Annotated in this window: 33 protein-coding genes; 26 read left to right on the forward strand and 7 right to left on the reverse strand. The window is 46.1% G+C overall.

The genetic code is table 11. The features are described from left to right. The 12 genes from L976_RS23430 to L976_RS00205 form a co-directional block, all read left to right on the forward strand. On the forward strand, nucleotides 1-679 hold a 679-nt coding region (locus L976_RS23430), incomplete at its 5' end, for a phage tail protein (RefSeq protein WP_047532826.1). Nucleotides 680-770: 91 nt separating this feature from the next. Continuing rightward, entirely contained in the window at nucleotides 771-1,163 is a 393-nt protein-coding gene (locus L976_RS00160; protein ID WP_052183916.1) for a phage tail protein, read from the forward strand. Continuing rightward, complete coding sequence (locus tag L976_RS00165; protein ID WP_047532830.1) at nucleotides 1,153-1,377, forward strand: tail protein X; 225 nt, start codon at nucleotides 1,153-1,155, stop codon at nucleotides 1,375-1,377. Before L976_RS00160 ends, L976_RS00165 begins: the two co-directional genes overlap by 11 nt. A 30-nt stretch (nucleotides 1,378-1,407) precedes the next feature. Then, nucleotides 1,408-2,382, forward strand: coding sequence for a contractile injection system protein, VgrG/Pvc8 family (locus L976_RS00170; RefSeq protein WP_047532834.1), 975 nt, complete (start codon nucleotides 1,408-1,410; stop codon nucleotides 2,380-2,382). A 471-nt stretch (nucleotides 2,383-2,853) separates the two neighbouring features. Further along, on the forward strand, nucleotides 2,854-3,870 hold the full coding sequence (locus L976_RS22155; RefSeq protein WP_052183917.1) for a hypothetical protein: 1,017 nt from the start codon (nucleotides 2,854-2,856) through the stop codon (nucleotides 3,868-3,870). 725 nt (nucleotides 3,871-4,595) lie between these two features. Beyond that, nucleotides 4,596-4,880 (forward strand): hypothetical protein, encoded by a 285-nt coding sequence (locus tag L976_RS00180; protein WP_047532837.1) that lies wholly within the window; start codon nucleotides 4,596-4,598, stop codon nucleotides 4,878-4,880. A 46-nt stretch (nucleotides 4,881-4,926) separates the two neighbouring features. Then, nucleotides 4,927-5,220, forward strand: coding sequence for a hypothetical protein (locus tag L976_RS00185; RefSeq protein ID WP_052183918.1), 294 nt, complete (start codon nucleotides 4,927-4,929; stop codon nucleotides 5,218-5,220). 8 nt (nucleotides 5,221-5,228) lie between these two features. Continuing rightward, nucleotides 5,229-5,624: a hypothetical protein gene (locus tag L976_RS00190; protein WP_047532840.1), complete on the forward strand. Its 396-nt coding sequence runs from the start codon at nucleotides 5,229-5,231 to the stop codon at nucleotides 5,622-5,624. An 18-nt stretch (nucleotides 5,625-5,642) separates the two neighbouring features. Next, nucleotides 5,643-5,990 (forward strand): hypothetical protein, encoded by a 348-nt coding sequence (locus L976_RS00195; RefSeq protein WP_047532843.1) that lies wholly within the window; start codon nucleotides 5,643-5,645, stop codon nucleotides 5,988-5,990. 258 nt (nucleotides 5,991-6,248) lie between these two features. Beyond that, a complete protein-coding gene (locus tag L976_RS23025) occupies nucleotides 6,249-6,419 on the forward strand; it encodes a hypothetical protein (protein ID WP_156143118.1) in 171 nt (56 codons plus the stop codon). A gap of 41 nt (nucleotides 6,420-6,460) precedes the next feature. Further along, complete coding sequence (locus L976_RS00200) at nucleotides 6,461-7,054, forward strand: hypothetical protein (protein ID WP_047532848.1); 594 nt, start codon at nucleotides 6,461-6,463, stop codon at nucleotides 7,052-7,054. A 4-nt stretch (nucleotides 7,055-7,058) separates the two neighbouring features. Beyond that, nucleotides 7,059-7,403, forward strand: coding sequence for a helix-turn-helix domain-containing protein (locus L976_RS00205; protein ID WP_047532851.1), 345 nt, complete (start codon nucleotides 7,059-7,061; stop codon nucleotides 7,401-7,403). A gap of 376 nt (nucleotides 7,404-7,779) precedes the next feature. Here the strand turns inward: L976_RS00205 and L976_RS23435 are convergent, their stop codons facing one another. The 7 genes from L976_RS23435 to L976_RS00240 all read right to left on the reverse strand — a co-directional run bounded on the left by L976_RS23435 (nucleotide 7,780) and on the right by L976_RS00240 (nucleotide 12,788). Continuing rightward, complete coding sequence (locus tag L976_RS23435) at nucleotides 7,780-7,929, reverse strand: hypothetical protein (RefSeq protein WP_173944776.1); 150 nt, start codon at nucleotides 7,927-7,929, stop codon at nucleotides 7,780-7,782. A gap of 81 nt (nucleotides 7,930-8,010) precedes the next feature. Further along, nucleotides 8,011-8,259, reverse strand: coding sequence for a hypothetical protein (locus L976_RS00215; RefSeq protein WP_047532855.1), 249 nt, complete (start codon nucleotides 8,257-8,259; stop codon nucleotides 8,011-8,013). A gap of 2 nt (nucleotides 8,260-8,261) precedes the next feature. After that, nucleotides 8,262-8,906: a ParA family protein gene (locus tag L976_RS00220; protein ID WP_047532858.1), complete on the reverse strand. Its 645-nt coding sequence runs from the start codon at nucleotides 8,904-8,906 to the stop codon at nucleotides 8,262-8,264. Between the two features lie 114 nt (nucleotides 8,907-9,020). Beyond that, complete coding sequence (locus L976_RS00225) at nucleotides 9,021-10,454, reverse strand: DNA cytosine methyltransferase (protein WP_052183919.1); 1,434 nt, start codon at nucleotides 10,452-10,454, stop codon at nucleotides 9,021-9,023. A gap of 9 nt (nucleotides 10,455-10,463) precedes the next feature. Continuing rightward, nucleotides 10,464-11,348, reverse strand: a complete 885-nt coding sequence (locus L976_RS00230; RefSeq protein ID WP_047532865.1) for a hypothetical protein — start codon at nucleotides 11,346-11,348, stop codon at nucleotides 10,464-10,466. A gap of 20 nt (nucleotides 11,349-11,368) precedes the next feature. After that, nucleotides 11,369-12,001, reverse strand: coding sequence for a DNA N-6-adenine-methyltransferase (locus tag L976_RS00235; protein WP_047532866.1), 633 nt, complete (start codon nucleotides 11,999-12,001; stop codon nucleotides 11,369-11,371). A gap of 118 nt (nucleotides 12,002-12,119) precedes the next feature. Next, on the reverse strand, nucleotides 12,120-12,788 hold the full coding sequence (locus L976_RS00240) for an XRE family transcriptional regulator (RefSeq protein ID WP_047532868.1): 669 nt from the start codon (nucleotides 12,786-12,788) through the stop codon (nucleotides 12,120-12,122). Between the two features lie 401 nt (nucleotides 12,789-13,189). On the opposite strand from L976_RS00240, the gene L976_RS00250 reads away from it, so the two are divergent. The 14 genes from L976_RS00250 to L976_RS00315 all read left to right on the forward strand — a co-directional run. Further along, nucleotides 13,190-13,603 carry a hypothetical protein gene (locus L976_RS00250; RefSeq protein WP_047532873.1) on the forward strand — a complete coding sequence of 138 codons (414 nt, stop codon included), beginning with the start codon at nucleotides 13,190-13,192 and terminating at the stop codon, nucleotides 13,601-13,603. A gap of 1 nt (nucleotide 13,604) precedes the next feature. Further along, nucleotides 13,605-13,832 (forward strand): hypothetical protein, encoded by a 228-nt coding sequence (locus tag L976_RS00255; protein ID WP_047532875.1) that lies wholly within the window; start codon nucleotides 13,605-13,607, stop codon nucleotides 13,830-13,832. 55 nt (nucleotides 13,833-13,887) lie between these two features. Continuing rightward, the gene (locus tag L976_RS00260; protein WP_047532877.1) at nucleotides 13,888-14,385 is read left to right on the forward strand and encodes a hypothetical protein; all 498 of its coding nucleotides are present in this window, start codon (nucleotides 13,888-13,890) and stop codon (nucleotides 14,383-14,385) included. A gap of 87 nt (nucleotides 14,386-14,472) precedes the next feature. Further along, on the forward strand, nucleotides 14,473-14,820 hold the full coding sequence (locus L976_RS00265) for a hypothetical protein (protein WP_047532879.1): 348 nt from the start codon (nucleotides 14,473-14,475) through the stop codon (nucleotides 14,818-14,820). Between the two features lie 41 nt (nucleotides 14,821-14,861). Then, complete coding sequence (locus L976_RS00270) at nucleotides 14,862-16,130, forward strand: tyrosine-type recombinase/integrase (RefSeq protein ID WP_052183920.1); 1,269 nt, start codon at nucleotides 14,862-14,864, stop codon at nucleotides 16,128-16,130. A gap of 769 nt (nucleotides 16,131-16,899) precedes the next feature. Then, nucleotides 16,900-17,058: a hypothetical protein gene (locus L976_RS23030; RefSeq protein WP_156143119.1), complete on the forward strand. Its 159-nt coding sequence runs from the start codon at nucleotides 16,900-16,902 to the stop codon at nucleotides 17,056-17,058. A 10-nt stretch (nucleotides 17,059-17,068) separates the two neighbouring features. Further along, nucleotides 17,069-17,197: a hypothetical protein gene (locus L976_RS23715; RefSeq protein ID WP_269430376.1), complete on the forward strand. Its 129-nt coding sequence runs from the start codon at nucleotides 17,069-17,071 to the stop codon at nucleotides 17,195-17,197. A 166-nt stretch (nucleotides 17,198-17,363) separates the two neighbouring features. Then, the gene (locus L976_RS23035; RefSeq protein WP_156143120.1) at nucleotides 17,364-17,501 is read left to right on the forward strand and encodes a hypothetical protein; all 138 of its coding nucleotides are present in this window, start codon (nucleotides 17,364-17,366) and stop codon (nucleotides 17,499-17,501) included. After that, nucleotides 17,501-17,878: a hypothetical protein gene (locus L976_RS00285; RefSeq protein ID WP_052183921.1), complete on the forward strand. Its 378-nt coding sequence runs from the start codon at nucleotides 17,501-17,503 to the stop codon at nucleotides 17,876-17,878. The genes L976_RS23035 and L976_RS00285 overlap by 1 nt, the downstream gene beginning before the upstream one ends. Before the next feature lie 229 nt (nucleotides 17,879-18,107). Next, a complete protein-coding gene (locus tag L976_RS00295; protein WP_047532890.1) occupies nucleotides 18,108-18,494 on the forward strand; it encodes a hypothetical protein in 387 nt (128 codons plus the stop codon). Between the two features lie 11 nt (nucleotides 18,495-18,505). Then, nucleotides 18,506-19,030, forward strand: a complete 525-nt coding sequence (locus L976_RS00300; RefSeq protein WP_047532893.1) for a hypothetical protein — start codon at nucleotides 18,506-18,508, stop codon at nucleotides 19,028-19,030. A 15-nt stretch (nucleotides 19,031-19,045) separates the two neighbouring features. Beyond that, nucleotides 19,046-19,363, forward strand: coding sequence for a hypothetical protein (locus L976_RS00305; RefSeq protein WP_156143121.1), 318 nt, complete (start codon nucleotides 19,046-19,048; stop codon nucleotides 19,361-19,363). A gap of 583 nt (nucleotides 19,364-19,946) precedes the next feature. Then, entirely contained in the window at nucleotides 19,947-20,222 is a 276-nt protein-coding gene (locus L976_RS00310) for a hypothetical protein (RefSeq protein WP_047532905.1), read from the forward strand. Continuing rightward, the coding region (locus L976_RS00315) for a hypothetical protein (RefSeq protein ID WP_047532906.1) at nucleotides 20,215-20,470 on the forward strand (256 nt) is incomplete at its 3' end. The genes L976_RS00310 and L976_RS00315, both read left to right, overlap by 8 nt.

Here is a 20,470-nt window from a genome sequence, read left to right on the forward strand (position 1 = left end):
GTCGCTGTTCAAGACGATCCTGTCTTGGTCGCCCATTGGGTTACTGTTTCGCGCTTGGGGGCCGTTAACGTCGTTCTTCAGTGGTTTGTGGGATGGAATAACGGCGGTATTTAATGCCCCGCTTGATGCGATTAGAACGCTTTTATCATGGACCCCATTAGGTTTGATTGTTCAAGCCTGGGATCCCTTACTTGGGTTCTTTTCTGGCTTGTGGGAAAACATTAAGTCAATGGCCAGTGGTTTTATTGACTGGTTGGTGTCGGCGGTGATGGGGCCAGTTAATGACATTATGTCGGCAATTGGTGAGGTGTGGGACTGGTTCACTGGTGACAGTCCACAGGCGGAGGTGATTAAAACGGTTCGCCAAGCTGCGCCGCCGCCAATGGCTAGCCCGTTGGGCCTTGATCAGCCTGTCGCCGATGGTGGTTATTCGCCTGGCGTGATGGGTGATGCCCCGCCAATGATGCGCGATCCTATGCAACGGCCTGTTGTGTTACAAACAGGGTTTAAGCAGCCAGCCGCGGCCCCGTCGTATGTTGACCAAAGCCAAACGCACTTTGCGATCACCGCCGCCCCTGGTATGGACTCGCAAGAAATCGCCCGCGAAGTTCAGCGCAAGCTTGACGAACGGGACCGCCAACACGCGCGCCGTGGCCGTGGTCGTCAAACCGACGTGTAACCTTAACCATGATTATTAACTGACTATTGCCCGGCACTGTCCGGGCTTTATTTTTGGGGGTGTTATGCCTGATAGGTCAAACAATGAGGTCATGCTTGCATTAGGTGATTTTCAATTCTCAATTGATACGGCCCAGTATCAAACTTTATCAACCTCACACGCCTGGCGCTGGCAGAAAAAAGACCGCGTCGGAAAAAAGCCGGCGCGTCAATTTCATGGCCCGGATGCGTCATCTAAAAACCTCGATATTATGATTTACCCGCAAAGCAAATCTGATTTATTGCTGTTGTCTAAATTGAAAGCGATCGGCGATAAGGGTAAGCCACAGCGATTAGTGGGCGGAACCCCAAGCGGCGGCGCGGACTTAGGGCTGTGGGTCATCGAGAAGCTAGACATAGCCGAGCAATATTTTTTAACTAATGGGATCCCGCTTGAAATGAAAGGAACCTTAATGATTGCGGAGTGGGGCGAAGATGAAGAATAACTCTGTTGGCGAGTATTACCGCACTAAAAGCGGTGAAATGCTTGATAGCATTTGCCACCAATATTACCAGGGCAGACCGGGAGCCACCGAACAGGTATTGGCGGCTAATCCTGGCTTAGCAAAGCTAGGGCCTATTTTACCCGCTAGCACTGTGGTTTTTATGCCTGAATTAGCCGCGGCGGTCGACGATAGCACTGTGTCGTTATGGGACTAGCTAATAATTGAAGAAAGGACGAATTAACGAATGAAAGAGGCACGTTATAAAGTCACCGCCAATGGTAATGATATCACCAAGGCGTTAGCGTCACGCTTGCTTAAACTCACTGTAAGTGATGCGGCGGGGTCTGACTCTGACACTGTGGCCATTGAGTTAGATAACCGTGATGGTGTGGTTAGATTGCCTGAAACGGGCGCAGAATTGGAAGTGTGGATCGGCGACACTGATTCGCTGGTCTATAAAGGCATTTTTGAAGTCGATGAATTAGAGGTCCCGCTTGATGATCAGGTGTTTAGCATTCACGCTAAAGCGGTAAAGATGAAAGGCAGCTTAAAGGCTCCTAAAGATGAAACCTTTGATAACATTACCCTGGGGGATTTGGCCGCCAAAATCGCCGCCGAACATGGTTATGATGTCAAGGTATCGCCAGAGTTGGCGGGGATCACTTATGAGCATTTAGACCAAAAGTCTGAATCTGATATGAACCTGTTGTCACGACTGGCCAGAGAAGCCGGGGGCTTTTTTAAACCTGTTGCTAACAAGCTGGTGATTGTGGCCAAGGGCGAAGGTAAAAGCGTGTCAGGTAAAGCCTTGCCTGAAGTCGTCATCGATGACCCCGAAAACACGTCCGGGCGTGTCACGATACAAAAGCGAAGCGACTATCAGTCTGTGGTGGTTAATTGGTTTGATGAAATCAATCAAGTTGAAGTGCAAGAGGTGGCGGGCAGTGGTGAGCCGCAATACAAGATCCGCCGCAACTATCCTAACAAAGATGAGGCCCAGCGCGCCGCAAAAGCCAAGCTTGACGGTTTTCAACGTGGCCAAGCATCGATTGACTTTACCCGGCCGTTAACCGCGTCGCTGGCCCCTGAAACAAAAATCACGTTTGCTAATCACAATAGCGCCGCAAATAAGACCTGGTTAATAGAAACCATTGAACACTCGATCGAGGGTTCGGGGGTATCGTCAACCAGTGGCCGCGGCATTACCCCAAAAGATTAACCCTTCACGGTTCCCCTTCTGTATGGGGCGGCATTCGTCCGCCCTGCTTATCTAGCGCCTATCTGCGCGATTATCTTTATTAAATAGTTGTTAAGTGGCTGAACATATTTGGCTAAACGTGAAAAAGATCTTTAAACACGGACGCAAGATCCTATATGATGCGGTGTTGAGATCTTATTTTATTTAGTTGTGATTAGATTTTTATGGCAGGATGACCACTTATTGTGGTACATTTTATTTCTACCGCAGAATGCGGATTATAGTTTGGTGATAAAATAGACTGATAAATAAATAACTTACTGGAATTCAGACACAAAAAAAGCCGGTTTGCAGACCAGCTCTCTTTGTAGGCATAAAACAACCAAGCAGACCTTGACGAGATCAGCTTTCATTTTATGCCGACGGATTCTTTTTTGCAATTAAAAAGATAACTAAGCGAAAAATGATGAGCATTTTTTTTAGGGTGGCTGCATGAGTAGCCAAGCTATTGAGGCGGATTTAACGGCATTTATCGTTAAGCCTCACAGACGATACACACCTGAATTTAACCTAGGAATGGTTAATCACCCGATCGCCAAGCGTCTTGACGCTATTCTGAAGGTGCATTCGTGGTCAAAAAACCGTTACATGGCCAAGTTGCGTTCAGCGGGTGCAACCTTGATCCGCAAAAAGAACACTAGCGCCCCTGATCAAGTTAAAATTATTCCTCCCCGCCGTGCTGCAATACGTAGCGAACGAGAAGAAACCCTCAACGCCTTAACCCGCGCCATGATTTACCGTGCGGACTATGATCCTGATGCCCCTTACCTATTTGAGGTTAAAGCCTCTGTGCCTGAACTGGCCGAAATGATAGGCCAAATTCACCATTATCAACCGGGTTATGATGGTAACAACGGCCAATACAGGCACGGCCGCGTTGCTTATGACCCGGTTCTTGCTGCCCTTGAGGATATGGCCGCGGCTAACTTGATCTTGCTTGTGCATGAGTTTGACGACAAAGCAAAGCAACATAAAGCAATGCGGATTTTCTTTCGTCCTGAGTTGTTCAAGTCGTTTGGTTTAACCATGAAAGACACTAAGGCGCTGATTGCAAGATCGCGCGCCTGGATGCAAAAGAAAGGCTTAATAGCGAACGCTAAGAAGCAACGCGCCGCCGAGGTAATAAGACAAACCGCCAGCGATAGAATAGCGGGCCTCGATCGCCCAAGCCTTAAAAACCTGTTGGCCAGATTGCGCCGCGAGTTCACCGGGTCTAACAAGCACACTGAACAAGTGATGGACTCACACCGCCGCCTAAAGCAAGCGATCAAGGATAAAGCCAAACAGCCACAGCGTTCAGAAGCCGAAAGGGAACACTTCAAGCTGTGTAATCAGTTGCCGCCTGTGTATGTATTCCAAGCTAAGAAAGTCATTAAAGACAATCACCCGCAAGCCCAAGGCGAGGAGTATTTAACCTTGCTTAACGAGGTCCTACGCGGCTACACATAGCCCAAAAACACTTTTTACAAGCTAGCCTAGTGCTGGCCTTTTCACGTTGGCCACAGCTAATTTAAGGCCGTACAGCGTGACGTTTTACCCTCGCCCTCACCTAAAAACCCTGTCTTTGTGAATATCCGCAGCCAACAATGAGCGCGTGATCTCGTTTATATATTTTTAATCTCGAAATTAAACGCTGAACTAACCACTTCTTTAAAAAGAAGGATAATTAGACGCCCTAAAGGCGATCTAATTTATCTATCGCTTTGCTTAGAAAGATTATAAATGATGCGGCCATTTCCTGGCTTACGCCAGGGGCCTAAGATCTCCCCCTCCGCCCCCTCCGGGGGAACCTCTCGCCCGCGAGGCGTCAGGAGCTTGGCACGGACTTCGTCCTAAAGCCAATCCCCTGAGCCTAGGCTATTCGTTTCATTACGCAGTAAAGGCCAAGCCGCTTCGCGGTGCTGCGCAGCCTTGACAGCGTAATTCCACTGCTATCGAAAAGAATGAATAGCGGGGTAACAGAAAAAGCTAAACGCCTTGTGGTGGCTTAACAGGGGCCAAGGCAAATTAATCAATAAACACCGTGACATGTCACAAGAAAAGAACGGCTAAAGCAAAGCGATTTAATTAACGAATTAACGAAATAACGCTTGATAAATAGGACGTAAAGTCCTACTATATAAATCAGAGGCCGGGCATATTGCCAAGGCCACAAACCGGGAGGTGTTAACCCGATGAAGCTGAAAAGCTTATGTTCTTTAAAAACTGGAAATGCTACCGCCGACTTTTGGGTCACTCGCCGAGGTTCGATAGAATCGCTAGGCAAGCCAACAAGGCAATTTAACCCTGAACATATAGGGGTTACGATTGAACGGCGAGACATCATTTTAGATACATGGTTGTTTTATGTTTTTGAACACCTGAACAGTTCAGGTTATTTTAAGGCATTAGCGAAAGGAACCCTTTCACTACAACACATTACCCTAGCCGATGTTGGCAATATCCAGTTTAAACAATAACGAAAGCGGGGTTCGCCCCGCTTATATTGAGTCAGAAGGAAAAACCATGATCCCGTTACCATCGTTAGACGTGCAACAAAAACAAGTTGCCGCATTTGAACAAGGGCTAAATCCGTCGACATTATTGTCGGCCGCGTCGGGCGATTGGGTTAGGCCGTGCGGGGACGATGTCCGAATCGTCTTAAAAATGGCAGGGCTTACAGGTAGTTCAGCCGGGGCCTTGCTCGATGTCAGTAGCCGAACTATTCGCAAGTGGACGAGCGACGGTCAAGAAATTAAATTCGCTGCCTGGTGCTTGCTCTGTGAGCGCGCGGGCCTTGGTATGATTTGGCTTAAATAGGGGCGGTTATGCGCTATTCAATCATTGCAAAAACAAAAAACAAGACGTTTCATTTGCTCAATATGTCCGGCGAATTTGCACTATATGACAAGTCATCGCCTGGGCCTGAGTACATGCGAAATCGCTTTCGGGTAGACGAACGCGGCGAGTCGGCCATCGCTGAGTTATTTGGGCGGGTAAAGGCTGATCCGGTTAAATTTGGTTTGCCGTGTGACGTTCAAGTTTTTACCACTTCATCTTTGGCAAAATACGAGCTGATAAAAGAGGGGTTAACTTGCCCTCAGTGTTCAGCCAAGGCGTTAAATTTGTACTGGGAAGGGCAATGTTTCCACACTAAGAAGGGGATCCACTTTGAGCGCTGTGGCCAGTGTTTTTACAATAATTATCAGCTTGCCGAAAGGTGAAAATCAAGGAATGTTTAGATGATGACTCATAAAGTTTTAGCAACAGGGGTGTTGGCCATCGCGTTAAGCGCCTGCTCAAAAATGCCTGAATGGATGATGTTAGGTAGCATTAACGGCTTGGATCGCGCTCAGTGGTCCGCGGCCACCGATGAACAGCAGTTAGGGACCGCGGCCTATTGGTTGATGTCGCTTGAGCGTAAAGGCTGGCTTAATGATCCGTCATTAGTCGAGGGCGAAAAGTTTAAGGTCGCATCGATGACGCTGCAAAACTGTATTAATGATCACCTGGCATTCAGCAACAAAGAAACTGATGTATTAGTCGCGGAATGTGTTCAGTTAAACGCCTGGGCCAATACTGACAAATAAAGAAATAACGAAATATATAATTAACGAATAATTAGAGTGTTACTACTATTTTGCTCGATTTTTGGTTTAACTATGGGTCACTTAGGCGTACACTGTGCGCCAACAAATTGACTTGTTGTTACATAATCGCATCATTTGCAAAGAAATTTTTATTTAATGAAACTTTTCGTGGTCAATAACACTTTAGGTGTGATTTTGTAGCTTGATGTAATATACTGGCTTGGCTTTTTTATGTTAACCAAGTAGGAGTATTTAGCTATGAAAGTAACTGAAACCGTTCCGACCACTCAAGCGATTGGCGGCGGCACTAAGCCACCACCAAAAGAACAGTCGGCCGAGTTTGCGCAATTGCTTGAACAAGAGCAAGAAGCGCAGGTCAATGCGATTGGCGGCGGCACTAAGCCCCCACCGTCGCAAAGTGAAATGTAGTCGTTTGACTTAGGTATGGATAGCTTGATAGCAGGGATGCAATGGACATATTAATATATATTGACTCTATATTTACCAGCATAGACCAACGGCTGTTAAATAACGTGTTTTGTTTAGCTTTAGCCGTGGCGGCGCTGTTGAATAAGAGCAATAATAATATTCTTCTGTTGGTTTCTGTTATCTTGCTTGTTCACCTATTTGACGTTCTGTTTTTAAACGACTTTCTATTAAATAGCCCTTATATAAAAAGCTATATGTTTTTTATTGTAAGCGGCTTTTTTGATGTGGTCGTTTTATTACTTATCGCCTTTCGATTACAGGTCTTTCGATTAGTGGTTTTTGCTTACATAAAGCTGGCTGGATTCTTGGTGCCAGATGTAAAAGGAGATTACAAAGTAAGCATTGTCTATCAACGCCATGTTGATGAATTTAAAATAATTTTACTTTATGCCGCTAGTTGTTTGGTCAATATCATTACGTCCCTTGAGTATGGAGCCAGGGCCGTGATATCTGAGCAGATTTTATATGCTTATTATCTTTATACCCCTATCAAAGTTACGTTATTTGTTTATGAAATATTCTTGCTTTTTAAGATAGGTTTTCAATCACAATCTTCTGTTTTTATGAAGGAATAATAAAATGGTACTATCTCAGATTGTTAAAGAGTTACGCCAGCTATCAGGGCTGACAGCAGAGGATTTTTGCCAACGCTTAAACATTAGTGTTGATACGTTATTGAGCTGGGAACAAGACGACAGCAAAAGCGGCCCTAGTGTCATTAAGCTGTTTAAAGCATTGTCAGTGACATTAACGTCACGCCGCGACATGGACCATATAGACCGTATGGACAGACGACTAAGTCAGGCAAAGGCAATTGTCGTCACTGTGAGCGATTCGGAGGAATTGAGCGAGGATCAGCGCCTTGCCTTATCTGCCGCCACTGATTTAGTTGATGATGTTAGGCGGGACATGCTAGCGCGCTAGTGTTTGTCGATTAGTGTTCCCCGCTAAAAGCCACCTTGATAGGTGGTTTTTTATTACCTTTAATTAGCCGCTGACTTTGTGACAATAAAAAGCCCCTTTCGGGGCTTAAATCAAAACAGGCTTTCTTGCCGGGTTTCTTTTGGCTTGGGCCTGTTGTCGACGTTCGTTACCTCTATCCCTTCAAGCTTTGCAAACTGATCACATAATTCTGTGACAAATACGTTTGCCTGGTGCTTGGCACAATGCCCCCACGCAGTCTTAGAACTTGTTGGGTTTCCCCATCGGTCTTTAAAGGGAGATAACGGATCTGTGTCATACCCTTTGTGGCTGTAATGTTCACAGCTATTGCAGCATTTAGGCATGGTAAACCCGTGCATTAGGCCCCCGTGATATCTAATGATTTACGTAATAGGGTTTGTAACCATTCAGGCTTGGTCTTCAGCCATTGAGCGACTAGCGCAGCCGGAAGGGTTGGCAGATCAATTAGACGTGCTTTTTGTATTGCTGTATATTGCGCTTGTGACATAACTATCAATTCCCATTGGTTGGTTGTGGTTACTCAAGCGGCTGAAAGGTCAGAGAGTCAGCCGCTTGAACTTAAAAGCAGTTACCCGCCTTTATTCTCTTTGTAAAATTCAAATGCGTTTTTCAGTAGGTCGACCATTGACAGGTCGTGAGCCGTTGCAAAGGTCTTAAATTCCTTTTTCAGTTCAGCGTCAATTTTAAAGTTTAATGGGACCAATTCCCCCGCGGCCGCTTTGTGTATGTTGTTACCCACAACGCCGTGGTGTGTGTCTTGCTGTGGGGGTTCGCCCTTGCCACTGCCTTTAGTTGGTTTCTTAGATGGTCCGGCCATGATTATTCCTCGATCAGCGTTTCTAGTCTGTTAATAATGTTTTGAATGACAGCGTCGGCTTTTTCGCGCGGCTGTTTATAAACGGTTTCTACCACTGAGTAACCCGCGTCCATTGCGCGGCGGTAACAGGGTTTTTCTTCGATGCGTCCATCGATGACAAAGTAAGGGGTTTTGTTCAGATAGGCGACTGCTTCTTGATATTCGGTTTCGCTACCTGTTGCCCGGTTAAAGACAAAACAAATCGCGTCTTGTTTTACACCTTCAGCAACTAAGTTGTGTGCCAGGGCAACGGCTGGCTGTAGGTCGTCAGTGGCTAGCCCTGTTGGGATGATAACCAGATCAGACACTAAGCTGATTTGCTTGCTGGCGCGGCTGGCCATTGGTGCGCCGTCGAATATAAACAAGTCGTAGTTGTCAGCTTGCTTAAGTGCCGTTGCGGCTGTGCCAAAGGTTTCAACGGCGACGACGGGTTCAATTTGATTCATTAGTCGTCGTTGCAACCAGTTAAAGCTGGTTGATTGGTTGATGTCTAAGTCGGCTATTTTTACGTCCCAGTCAGAGCTTGCGTAACATGTTGCGATAGCTCTAGCGAGTGTGCTTTTACCTGGGCCGCCTTTTTGCCCGATAACGCTGATCTTATATCCCATTGGTTTTACCTATCGTCGTTATTTCGTTATTTCGTTAATGGTAAATTTAGAACATTAGGCGGGAATAGTAAAGCGTTAATTAACGAAATGTAGAATTAACGCTTCAATGTTGGGTTATGCAGCTATTTTGGATTGTTGCTTGTGGCGGGTGTTTGCTTCAACAAGGGCTTGGGCGACGGGAGGGCAAACAGCATTGCCACACCTAGCAACCTGACTCGCTTTAGACAGCTTTTTTCCTTTACTGTTATGACTGATGATATAGTCTTTTGGAAATCCTTGGGCCGCAAATAGCTCATGAGGTTCAAGCATTCTTAAGCCGATATCAACAATTTGATACTGGTCGCCCCGAATGGTGACGATCCCAAACCTATCTTTTGTCGTTATGGTTTGCAGGGGTTCTTTACAATTATGGCCGACATTGGTTCCGTAATACTTGATCATGAACGCTCTGACTTCACCGATATGAAATCCCCCCGCCGAAATGGTGTGAACAGGTTCATCGGTTTTATGACCTATGTTTGTCCCCCTCATTTTTATCATGTGGCTGGTAATGAGGTCCGCGGTCTTTTCTGCTTTCTCGACAATTGGCGACACTAACAAGTGTTCGGCTTTACTGGTTATTGTCGTAAGGGGCTTGTTGATATCGTAAGAAAGCCGGTCGCCCCCAAAACCTGTTTGTCCTATGCGTATGATGAATGGGTCCGGGTTATCGATAACAAAACGCTGGATCCCTTTCGCTATTCTTTTAAGTGTGTTTTCTGCTAATGGCTTCTTTCGAGTAAATATAGATTTTACGGGGATAGACCAATCAACAATATCGGCGGCGGTTTTATATGGGATTAACCCTTGTTCTGGATCCCCGTGTGTGGCCTCTGGCCATGAAATAGTTTCCCCGTCATTTCTTGCAACAAGGAAAAAGCGTTTTCGTGTCGTTGGCGCGCCAAAGTCGCAAGCGGCTAACACTTTAAAATCGACGTTATAACCGAGGCCGTTTATTAATTTGTCATAGTGGGGAAAGTCATCCCCAAGGGCTTCTTTTATTTCTGGCCATGCTTCATTATCGGCCGTTAATCCAGTGGTTAACACTTTTATAAACGCTTCAAATGTTTGCCCCTTTTTATCAGGATTTGGCATAAACTCGCCTGGGCGTATTTCTATCAATGGACCCCACGACATAAATTCTTCTACGTTCTCAAGCATAAACATTCTTACAGGGACTAAAGCGGCCCACCGAACAGCGACCCAAGCAAGGCCCCTAATATGTTTCTGAACGGGTGTCCCGCCTTTTGCTTTTGAAAAGTGTTTGCAGTCGGGACTAAACCAAGCCAAGCCAACTTTTTTACCGTTACAGGCTTCTATAGGGTCCACGTCCCAAACTGATTCGCAATAATGCTTTGTTTCTGGGTGGTTAACTTTGTGCATATCAATAGCGGCCGGATCATGGTTAATGGCAATGTCGACATGCCTATTTAGTCCTAGTGATAATCCGGTACTTGCCCCGCCACCGCCCGCAAAGTTATCAACCACTAATTCACCTGGTTTAATCATGTTAATTCCTTAGTTGTTTAAATCAGTCATTTTCATGTCAGAGGGGGTGACGGTCCCGTTTTGGGTGACGTTCACATTGAATAGCCAGTCTTCTGCAAAGAGCTTTACTTCATCGGGTATGCGAACGCCGCCGCTTGGGGCCTTGCAGATAACCGATGCCATGTTGTCTTTATCAAAGGTGATTAACTTGCCTGTGCCTGATTGGTGCATGTAAAGCAGTGAGCGGCATTTATAGGTATTGCCGTCTTTGCCTTGCACTTCATTAAGCTGTGGCCACATGATTAGGTGGTGTTGGCCATGATGGAAAATGCCTGTTAAGTCGATGTTGTTTTTCTCTGCCATGAGGCGCTTGATTTTATCGACGGCGCGAATGTCTCGCTGATCAGCGTCCGCTAATTGTTTTTTGAAAGTCTTAGCCTCAGTTTCTAGGCGCGTAATTTTAAGGCTTTTTTCTTCAGACTTGGCTTTCACTCGTTTCAATTGTTCTTTTAACCTGGCGGGGCTGTCTGGCCCTTTAAGTTCGGTAAGTTGGCGCTGTAACTCTGCGCTTTTAGCCCGTGACATTTCAAGTTCACGAACAAGCCCCATTTGCTTATGGGCGTTTTTTTCTGCCTGAAGTAAAAGCTTGCTCATTTCTGACATTCTGGTTTCAAGCTGGTTTATCTGATCAGTGTCGGCGTCAATTTTGCGCTTATAGCCGTCAACCTGATTTTTCAATAGGGTTACGCTCGATGCCTGGTCTTTTAACCTGGTCATTTCACTGTTTAGGTGATTAATCGTGTCAGCCATAAGATCTGACTCTTTAACCATGTTGTTAAATAAGTCGATAAAGGTTTCTAGGCTGTTGGCGGCGTCATTGTTTAGCATGACTTGGGTTAGTTGTATGTTTTCCATTGCGTGATCTCGTCAAGTAGTTATTTCGTTAATTCGTTATTAAGTTTGGCTAGGCGCGCGTTGCCGCGTTCCATTAGTGATAATTTGGTGATCGATTCCCGTAATGTCGGGCCACGATATAAGCCAGGGAAAATGATTAAACAGCAGGGTTTGTTAAGCGGGTCTTTCATGGTTTCGCCTGTTTCGGCATTCACAAATTCAATTCGTCCACTGGCCCAGCGTTGGCCCGTTGTGCCTTTGCGCTTGCCTGTCTTGTATTGGTGGTCGTAGTAGTAACCCGTTATTTCTCGAATGATGCAGGGGCGACCCTGTGGCCACCACTCCGAACTTGAGTCAGCGAAAACCAAAAAACAGGTGGTAAAGCCCTTTTCTTGTTCTTGTTGGGCCTTTTCTACCCAGGGTAATATTTTTGAATAAGGCGGGTTAAGCCAGCCTGTCGCACTTGATAGCGGCGGAACGCTAGCAAACCAATCTTGTTTTAATGAATCGGTTTCTGGCGTGAAGTACACGCCACATTTAGCCGACATGCTTGTCGCTGCCAAATCGATTGCAAAGTCGAACTCGTCATCGAGCGCCGCAAACAACCAAGGCACGGTTGATGTCTGATCCCGATATTCTTCTTTGGTTTTTGAGTTTTGCTGATGACTTGCCATAGTTTCCCTTATTTACTCTTTAAGTTGTTTTCTTTGCAACATTACGTGTAATTAGTCACTTTAAGTGGTCATTTTAGGCGTAAAAAAACACAGCTATGCCATGCTTTTTTAGTAGCGCCTACTTACGCCAGCGGCCCGACCATACATAACGGCCTAGCACGTCTAACGCATTGAACTGATCTTCAGTTAATTGCTGATCGTTAGAGTGGGTTTTATCGTTCGCATATAACGTATATGTGCCGCCGATGTCTTTTCTTATCCAGCGTAACCAGATGTTACCGTCCTGTTCCCTGATTGCGTAAATGTCCGGCTCTTTTACGTCAGTTTCGGTGAGGTCGATTAACACTTCATCCCCTTTAGATAAATCAGGGGCCATGCTGTTATCAGGCACACTAAGCAATACTATTTTGTGACCTTCAATGCCTTTGGCTTCTAAGTCGCTGGCCCTAAATGCAATTGAATCACTGACAAGCAGCTTGCTTTCATTAAAACCTTTGAGGGTTTCAATTTTTGGGTTGTTAGCTGTGATATACCCCCAATTGTCGGGTTGTTCGCCTGGGCTGTCGGTAAAACCGACCAGGTAAGACGCCGAAGTTCCTAGGACATTGGCTAGTGCCGGGAACATATAAATTCTAGGCGCGCGTGAACCGCATTCCCAGTTTAGCCAACGTGACCGCCCGACCCCCGCCCGCTTTCCCGCTTCTTCGGCCGTCCAGCCCTTAGCTTGACGAAGGCCCTTTATTCTCGCCCCGATTAAGAGTCTGTATTTTTCGTCATGGTCATCCATACGCTCGCCTCGTTTAGCAGTCGCAAAACCCTACCTTGGGAAATGCCTATTAAAACCTAAATATACATTACTTTTTAAAATACCACATTAAGTAATAAATAGCACTTTTAGATCGTTGCATTTACCACTTAATGTGGCTAGTATTACCACTTAATGTGGCTAACTTAACCACGTAAAGAAGGAATCATCCAAGCCGTGACAATTAAAGAGTGGATAGACAGCTTAGGCGGGATCAGTAAAGCCGCGCGGGGGTTAGGGGTGGCCCAGGCGACCGTTTGGTCGTGGTATCACCTGGAACGGTTCCCCCGGCCTCGCCAGCAAGAGCTAATCAAAAAAGAAAGTCTGGATCAGGTATCAATAGAAGACTGGCGCGCCGCTTACGTGGCAGCGAAGGAAGTAGCATGACAATTATTGTATTAATGGGCGGCACGACTTGCCACCAAGAAGAAGTATTCAAGGACTTTTGCGCCGCGCGCCCTGGTCGAATTGAACGGTTTTCAGTGGGTGGTTTAGTGGACCCACAAAGACGAATCGAGCGTTACAAGTTTATCTTTTCTCGCAAAACATTTGATGACCGGGTGACAGTTGTTGTCGGGGTGACTGATGCTGATGAAGTTGCAGCCTTGCGGCAATTAGGCGCGTTTTTCTGTCATGTTCGCGGCCCTTTGGCCAAGGTGTTTTGTGATGTGCCGATGTTGCTGTCTGATCTTCATGTTGCCGCCCGTTCTTGGTCATTACCTAAGCCTGAAGCCGTACTGAATCCGGCTGAGGTGCTATCGGAATGCCTGATCCGTTTCCGTAAAAAGGTGGGTTGATATGAATTTGACCCAAGGTGCAGCCATTCTTTGCCAATCCGAACGCTTTAGGGCGTTTTTAAGCCTGATCGCTAACCGTGAGGTGAATAACGCTGAGTTGGCCGCGGTCGCTGTGAGGGAATATTGCGGGGTGTCGAGCCGCCGTGAACTGAATACCTGTAAAAAAGCCGGTGACTTATACCTGGCGCTGATCCAGCAGTTTAATGCCTGGGCTAATCGTGATTGTTGATTTTAGTTTGCCCGCATTACCGCTTAGAACTCCAATTAAATAAGGCGGACGGGCCATGTATACCAAAGAGTTAGACGAATTATGTGAAAGCTGGGCGCGCTGGGTTCACCGCGGCGGGCTGGCGGTAAGTGGTCAAAGTGTGCTGAGTAAGCTTATCGATAACCACGGTGTTATGAATTACGGCAGCGGTGGCAGTGGGCCAACGCTCAATTGTGTTGAAGCAGATATAGAAGCGGCCTTGATGTCGTTTTATGTCGTTAATCCGGTGGCGGTGGATTTGTTCAGGTTGGAGTATGGCGCAATTAAACGCCTTGGGTTTGACCCTGAGAAGCCCCAATTTGACAAGGCGCATTCGCTGGGGATTAGCGTTAGAACCTATAAGCGTCGGTTAGGGTTGGTCCGGGCGCATTTAACAGAGAAGTTAACCAAGTCGAGGGCAAAACATGTCAGCAAGCAATCTATTCACGTTAGCCAGTCACCCGCCGCGCCTGAGTCGCCCAGCGAAGAAAACGCCCCCAAACCCCGCCGCGGTCGCAAGGCGCCGCGAAATTGAAGAACGGCTATTAGCGAAACGGGAAAGAAGCTTAGAACCGTTTTAAATAGTTAAAGAAATAACGAATTAACGAAAGGGCGCAACGATATGAAAAAGGGTTTTAAGATTTCTCACCACTGGGTTAACCCGGTGCTAATAGGGTTGGTTGTTGCGGGTGATACCTTGGCCCTTTATTGGGTGAGCGTGGCGGCTAAGGTGGCCTTGGTGGCCCTGGGGACGTTCTTAATCATTAATTTTGTCTTTATTCACGCTGATGAAATTAGAACCGTACACAAGGGCATCAAGCCGCCTGTTGATTGGCTGTCTCGCCTGAGTTTCTTTTGTTTGTTGGCATCATTGGCCCTGGTGAAGTGGTGGGGCTGGTTTGCGTTCTTGTTGTTGCCTTGGCTGGCGGTGGTTGCCAAGAATGCCGCCATTTTTAGAAACAAACAGTGATTAATTTATCCACAATTTTAATGAACAAGGTGTGAGTAAGTATGAAGCAAAGCAAAAGTGTTGAGGTGGCCTTATCTGAAGCTGTTGTCCGCCGCTTTCAACATGATGCGACAGTGACCCAGCTTAAGGATCCTAAATATCCGCTTAGGTTGCGTTTTAGTCGTTGCCGCACTAAAGCAAGCTGGCACTTTGTCACTTACCGCCACAATCAAACCTATTGGCGCAAGGTCGGGACTTGGCCGTCACTGACCGTTAAAGCCGCGCTGGCTTGTGTGCCTGAGTTATCAGCCCAAGCGGCCATTAATCCCGGTGATAAGTTGTTGAGCGCCGAACAATTCAAGACAGTGGCCGACTTATTGAACTGGTATGAGCAACGCTGTAGTCAGTTGCAAAGCTTATCTAAACATCGTAAGTCGACTATTAAGTCAGTGATTAAGTGTCATTTGTTGCCGATGTTAGGCCCGCTAAGTTATGACGACTTAACCCCGACTGATGTTGATGATCTGTTTATTTGCCCGCTTCAGCAAGACAGGTCATTAGCCACCGTTCGGTTAGCGTTCGTGGTACTTAAAGCGGCATTTAACCAGGCGAAGAAACAAAAACGTATTTCAGTTAATCCCATGAGTGAAATGGTATTCAGTGATTTCATTATTGATAGTGTGGTCGCCCGTGATGGAGCCATTAAGCCAATGATGTTACCTGAGTTGTTGAACCGCTTATCAGAACAAACTATTCGCATTCAGATGTTTGTTGCGCTGTTGCTGGGGTTTGCTACCCGTATCGGTGAAACCCGTTTAGCCCGCTGGGACCAGTTCGACTTTAATAAGCGCACCTGGACGATACCAAAAGAAAACACTAAGACCCGTCAAACCCATGAGTTACCCCTATCAGAACAATTTATCAGGTTGTTGTCAGCCTATCGTAAGCAACAACAATCAACGGGATATCGGGGTTTGTATTTGTTCCCAGGACAAAAGCCTAAGCGGTCTATCTGTGAATCAACCGCCAGTAAGTTAATCAAACAATTCAGTGAGAGTACCTTTAGTGCGCATGACTTTAGAAAGTTAGCCCGGTCAATATGGGCTGATCTCAGTATCGACTATATGGTCGGTGAAAGATTGTTAAATCACTCATTAAGTAAACTCGATGAAGCCTATTTCCAAACCTTAATCAGTGGGCCTAAGCGTGATGCTATCGAACAATATCATAACCATTTAGATGACTTGGGGTTCACTGAGTTTCACACCGATCCATTACCGAGATCGTTTGTTAAATCATGTTCAGTCAATCCCAATGACCAAGCGGCTTAGACAATGAATCAAGACATTTATCATATAGGAGTAAGGACAATGCAAGGGACTGGAAAAAAACACGCCGCTGAATCGATGCAAAACAACGGTCAGGCGGGCAGTGTCGCCACGTTCGGCGGTGCAAGAATGATGAAGTCTATCAATGAGTTGCGAGAGCTTAGCGCGCGGTGGCGTCAGATAAAGGCGGGGGACCCTGAGCGTTTCAGGCTTTACCACGGGTACGAGGCCCGCGGTATTTGACAAAATATTCACTTTCCTATGCGCCGACAGCACTCTTTCCAGTTAGCTGGAAAAATCCAGTTAATCCGCGGCCTGTAGGCTGTTGGTTTTAGAAATTTAGGTTAATTAGATGTCGATACGCTATTTAAACATTTCGCAGATCGCCGACATGTTCGCATTGTCCCGACCGACAGTCCGAAAGCGATTGAGGCGGGCCGGAGTCGCGCCACATTCGACCGTTGGCAGTGTGCCTTTGTATGACATGGCCAGAGTCGGCCCCGCTTTGTTTTCTCATTAGATATTGGAATAGAAAAATGAATATATGGTTTAGGTTTTCGGTTTGGATAGGTAAGAAATTTAAAATTGAAGGTGCGCCACTGTGTCGCGTATTCAATGACGCTCGTTCGGAGAGTTACACACTTACAAACGATGGAATGGTATTGATTCAAGGCGTCAAATCAAAGGCGATAGATGCGGTTCCTTTGTCGCTATGCAGTGAGTCGCTAGCGGAAAAGTTTAGCAAGGCCCTTAATCCTAAAAAGGCGGTTTTATGAAACGTGCAACTTCACTTACTCGTTATCAATCGTTCCGTTGGCTATGGCGCTTTGATAGTGAAGCCCGTTGGTTCTGGTTTTGGCAATACCTGCGCGGTGAAGATCTTCAGCAAGATGTGTTAATCAACTTGCATGACTTTGGCGTAAGCCGTTAAAGGGGAAGCTATGAGCAAAGAGCATAAGCAATATCTATTCATAGCTATAGTGGTCGGCTTTGGTTTTGGCATTGGTGATCAGCTTGCGTGGTTGGTTTGTGATGTGATTAAAACCGTGTTGCGTATTCCTTTGGGGTGATGGGTGTTAGCTAAAGATTTAAAGCCTGGGGATTGTTACCGCTACGAACGCCAGCTAAGAAAGGTTATCGCCGTCGATAAGTGGCCAACTAACGTGATCTGTTTGACGTTAGAAGGTGTTGAACCAATGGTCCTATTAATGGCCACGTCAAAAGTAAGTTAGCACTATGACAAAAAAAATTGAAATTATGGAACATGAAGATGGTAGCGCCTCAATTTATATTCGCCCTGAGTATGTCGAATATCAGTTTGATAGCTTTGAAGAAGCCCTAGAGGCTGTAAGAAATTTGCCGGAGGTAGGCTGATGCCAAGCGGAAAACTAAGGGATGAAATCAAAGATAAAAAACAGGCGCAGCGTGAAGCCGCCGCAAAGCGAAAGCGCATTCAGCGTGAACGCCAATCGGCTTTAGGGATCGCCATTGTTGAAGTGTCATTGACTAAGGTCCAGCGCGAAACCTTAGAGAGAAACCGAGTTATCCGCGGCGGCGTTCGTGGCGAATATGGCTTAGATGAATATGTCGAAACCTTGATCCGCCGTGACAATGAACAGCTTGAAAAACAAATCGCCGCCTTGGGTGATTGCGGTAAATGTAAATCGTCATTACCTGGCGGGTGTGATGGTTTGTTCAAGGGTGATTGCGAATGCTGGCACACGTTCAGCTATCGTGAATTGATGCTTTAAATTAGGGGGAGTTATGGCCAAGTTAAAGCCTAAAGGGTTTATTGCGATCTGCCAGTGTGAAAGAGTTGTCGGCGCAATGGATTATGAAAGAACAGACCGTAAAGAGGCTGGCAAGCTATTAGGTTTATGGATTAGTGAGGGTTGCACTATCAAGCCTAAATTTCATGGGTCATGGTCTGTCACAGTTCAATCATGTGTATGCGAAATTAATTAATAGGGAAGCTTAAATATGACTGTTAGCACTCCTTTTGCTAAGTGGCGAGAACTTGGGGAACAAGACCCGCATGGTGAACGATATAACCAAGGGGTTGAAGTTATTGCTAGCCCGCAACACTGTAGCGAGTTGGTCGCAATATCATTAATTACATGCCGCGGTCTGATGTTTATTGTGTGGCTCACCGCTGGCAAAGAGCGTTTAAGGTGGTTATCACGGAAGCTTTACAAAATGACCAATGATCACCAAAGAGTAAACGAGCACCGCGCTAAATTAACAAGGGGTGATTTGACTGATGATGAATTGGCTAATGCCTTTTTCTTGTCAGAGTCGAATGAAGATTTACAGGCTGGCCACGATAGAATTATGTGGCTATTAAGTGAAATAAAGAAAATATCTTGATAGGTAACATTATGGACTACGGCAAAAATCTTACTTGGTTTCTTAGTGAATTAGCGAATGCAGAGCTTGAGCAAATAGAGCATGGTTCAATTGAAATTTATGGTGAAAACGAACAGGGCCAAGAGGGTAGCACCGAAATAGGAATAACAGAACTTGTTCAAGCGGCGGTTAATCGGATTGAGTCTTTAGAGGCAGAACGCGCCCACCTTATTAATCTTGCTGCAACTGGCTTGGGTTATAGCGTGTTATTAAACAATCAGATCGTGGCTAATCAAGCCGCTGTGATTGATGCCTTTCTCGATGGTGCAAAACCAAACAAAGGGATGGTATGGATTAAGAACGGTCTATTCGGTCCAGGCAATTTACCCCCGGCGTTAAAGTATGCTGAAACCCCTGGGGCAAGTGCGCAAAAGTGGTTTGATGATAATGAGATTATGCTAAGGGGCCACAAAGAGTATGTGAAAGACATTGAGTCGCAATTAATTGAAAAGTTTAAACCCGTCGCTTGTATAAATAACGAATTAACGAAATCTTAATGATTGTGGTGATGTATGAGTCATTATGAATGCAGTGAATGCGGCGTGTTTATGGGGTTTTGTGGCTGTGCGTCCAAACGTGCAATTGAACGCCCGACACAAAGCGATCCCGTGTTGAGTGATGTTAGAGTCAATCAAATGGAGGCATCGTTAATGACGTTATCCGCCGATCAACTAGAAGAAATAATCAGGCAAGCTTATTGCACTGGTGTTAAAGACGCGCAAGATCATCACCCAAGCATTGCAGCCAGCCCGGGGAAGAAAAAGAGGGTAAAGCAAATTTTAAAAGAGGTAGAAAGGCAGATCGCTAGCGGGACACTTAAATGTCACTAAAACGCCATCATTTAACATAATGGTTATTATGCGCAGAGACGAAAACCACTTCAGTTAAAATCACCCGTTAACGCCTCAAAACTGGCAGTTTGTTAGCGGGTTTATTCCTCATTTTCAAAACTTAATAATTAGTCAAATTCACCACTATTACAGTTGACCGGGGATCATATCTCAAGCCCGTAAAAGTAACCTTTTCCGCCGTTAAGCGTGACATGTCACAAGAGTTAAAAAGAGCGTGACCACTAAAAGTGACATTTTGACAACTTAAAGTGTTGCAATCTTTGGCCCTTTAATTTAAAGTTCGTCCAACGTGGTGTTTTTGCGTTTTACAAGTCCGTGCCATTTAACCCGCTTGGGGCACAGGCTGTACCGACTTGTAAATAATTGACCTTGTGACATGTCAGCGACTTGGCTTATGAAGTTGGCATCGATGGAAGCCGCCGCCCCGCAATACCAAGAGCATGTTAGTACCCTGATATAAGCCGCGGGCGAACACCGACCGCCGAGAGTAGTTCGGCACAACCATTCAAATTAAACAAAACCCGCCTTTCTTGGCGGGTTTTCTCTTTTCTGGGTCCTGAATATGAAATGTGTCATTAGTGCCGCCAGCGAGTTCAAAGGCCGCTTTATCGCTTATGGCGGCGGGAGTGGCGTTTTCGTGTTTTCAAATGAAGTTGCGGCCAAGGCCCAGCAAGCCGCCGACATGGCGCAGCAAATCCCGGATCCGACATTAACGGTTCAAACAATGGTTTCCATCGGTGGCCTAGTCGTTATTGCGGGTCGCCTTGCGCTGGATATCTATAAAGAAATCGATAAACGCCGCAATGGGAAAAACAAAAGCGAGGGTGACAATGACTAATTTCAAGCTTAAAAATTTTATTCCTCAAGAGTTTGTCCCGGCCGCGCTGCATAAACACCGCGGCGATAAGGCGATCGAGTGTATGGATTATCGGATATTAAACGCCGTTGATCTGCTACGCGACAACATGCGGGTGTTGGGTTTTGACAACGGTTTCACGGTTAACAACTGGCATATTGGCGGGCCGCGTCAATTTAGCGGGTTAAGAACCCCCGACAGCCCCGACTATTCGCCGACCAGCCAACACA

Origin of the sequence: Shewanella sp. ZOR0012, assembly GCF_000798835.1 — a bacterium.
GTDB classification, from domain to species: domain Bacteria; phylum Pseudomonadota; class Gammaproteobacteria; order Enterobacterales; family Shewanellaceae; genus Shewanella; species Shewanella xiamenensis.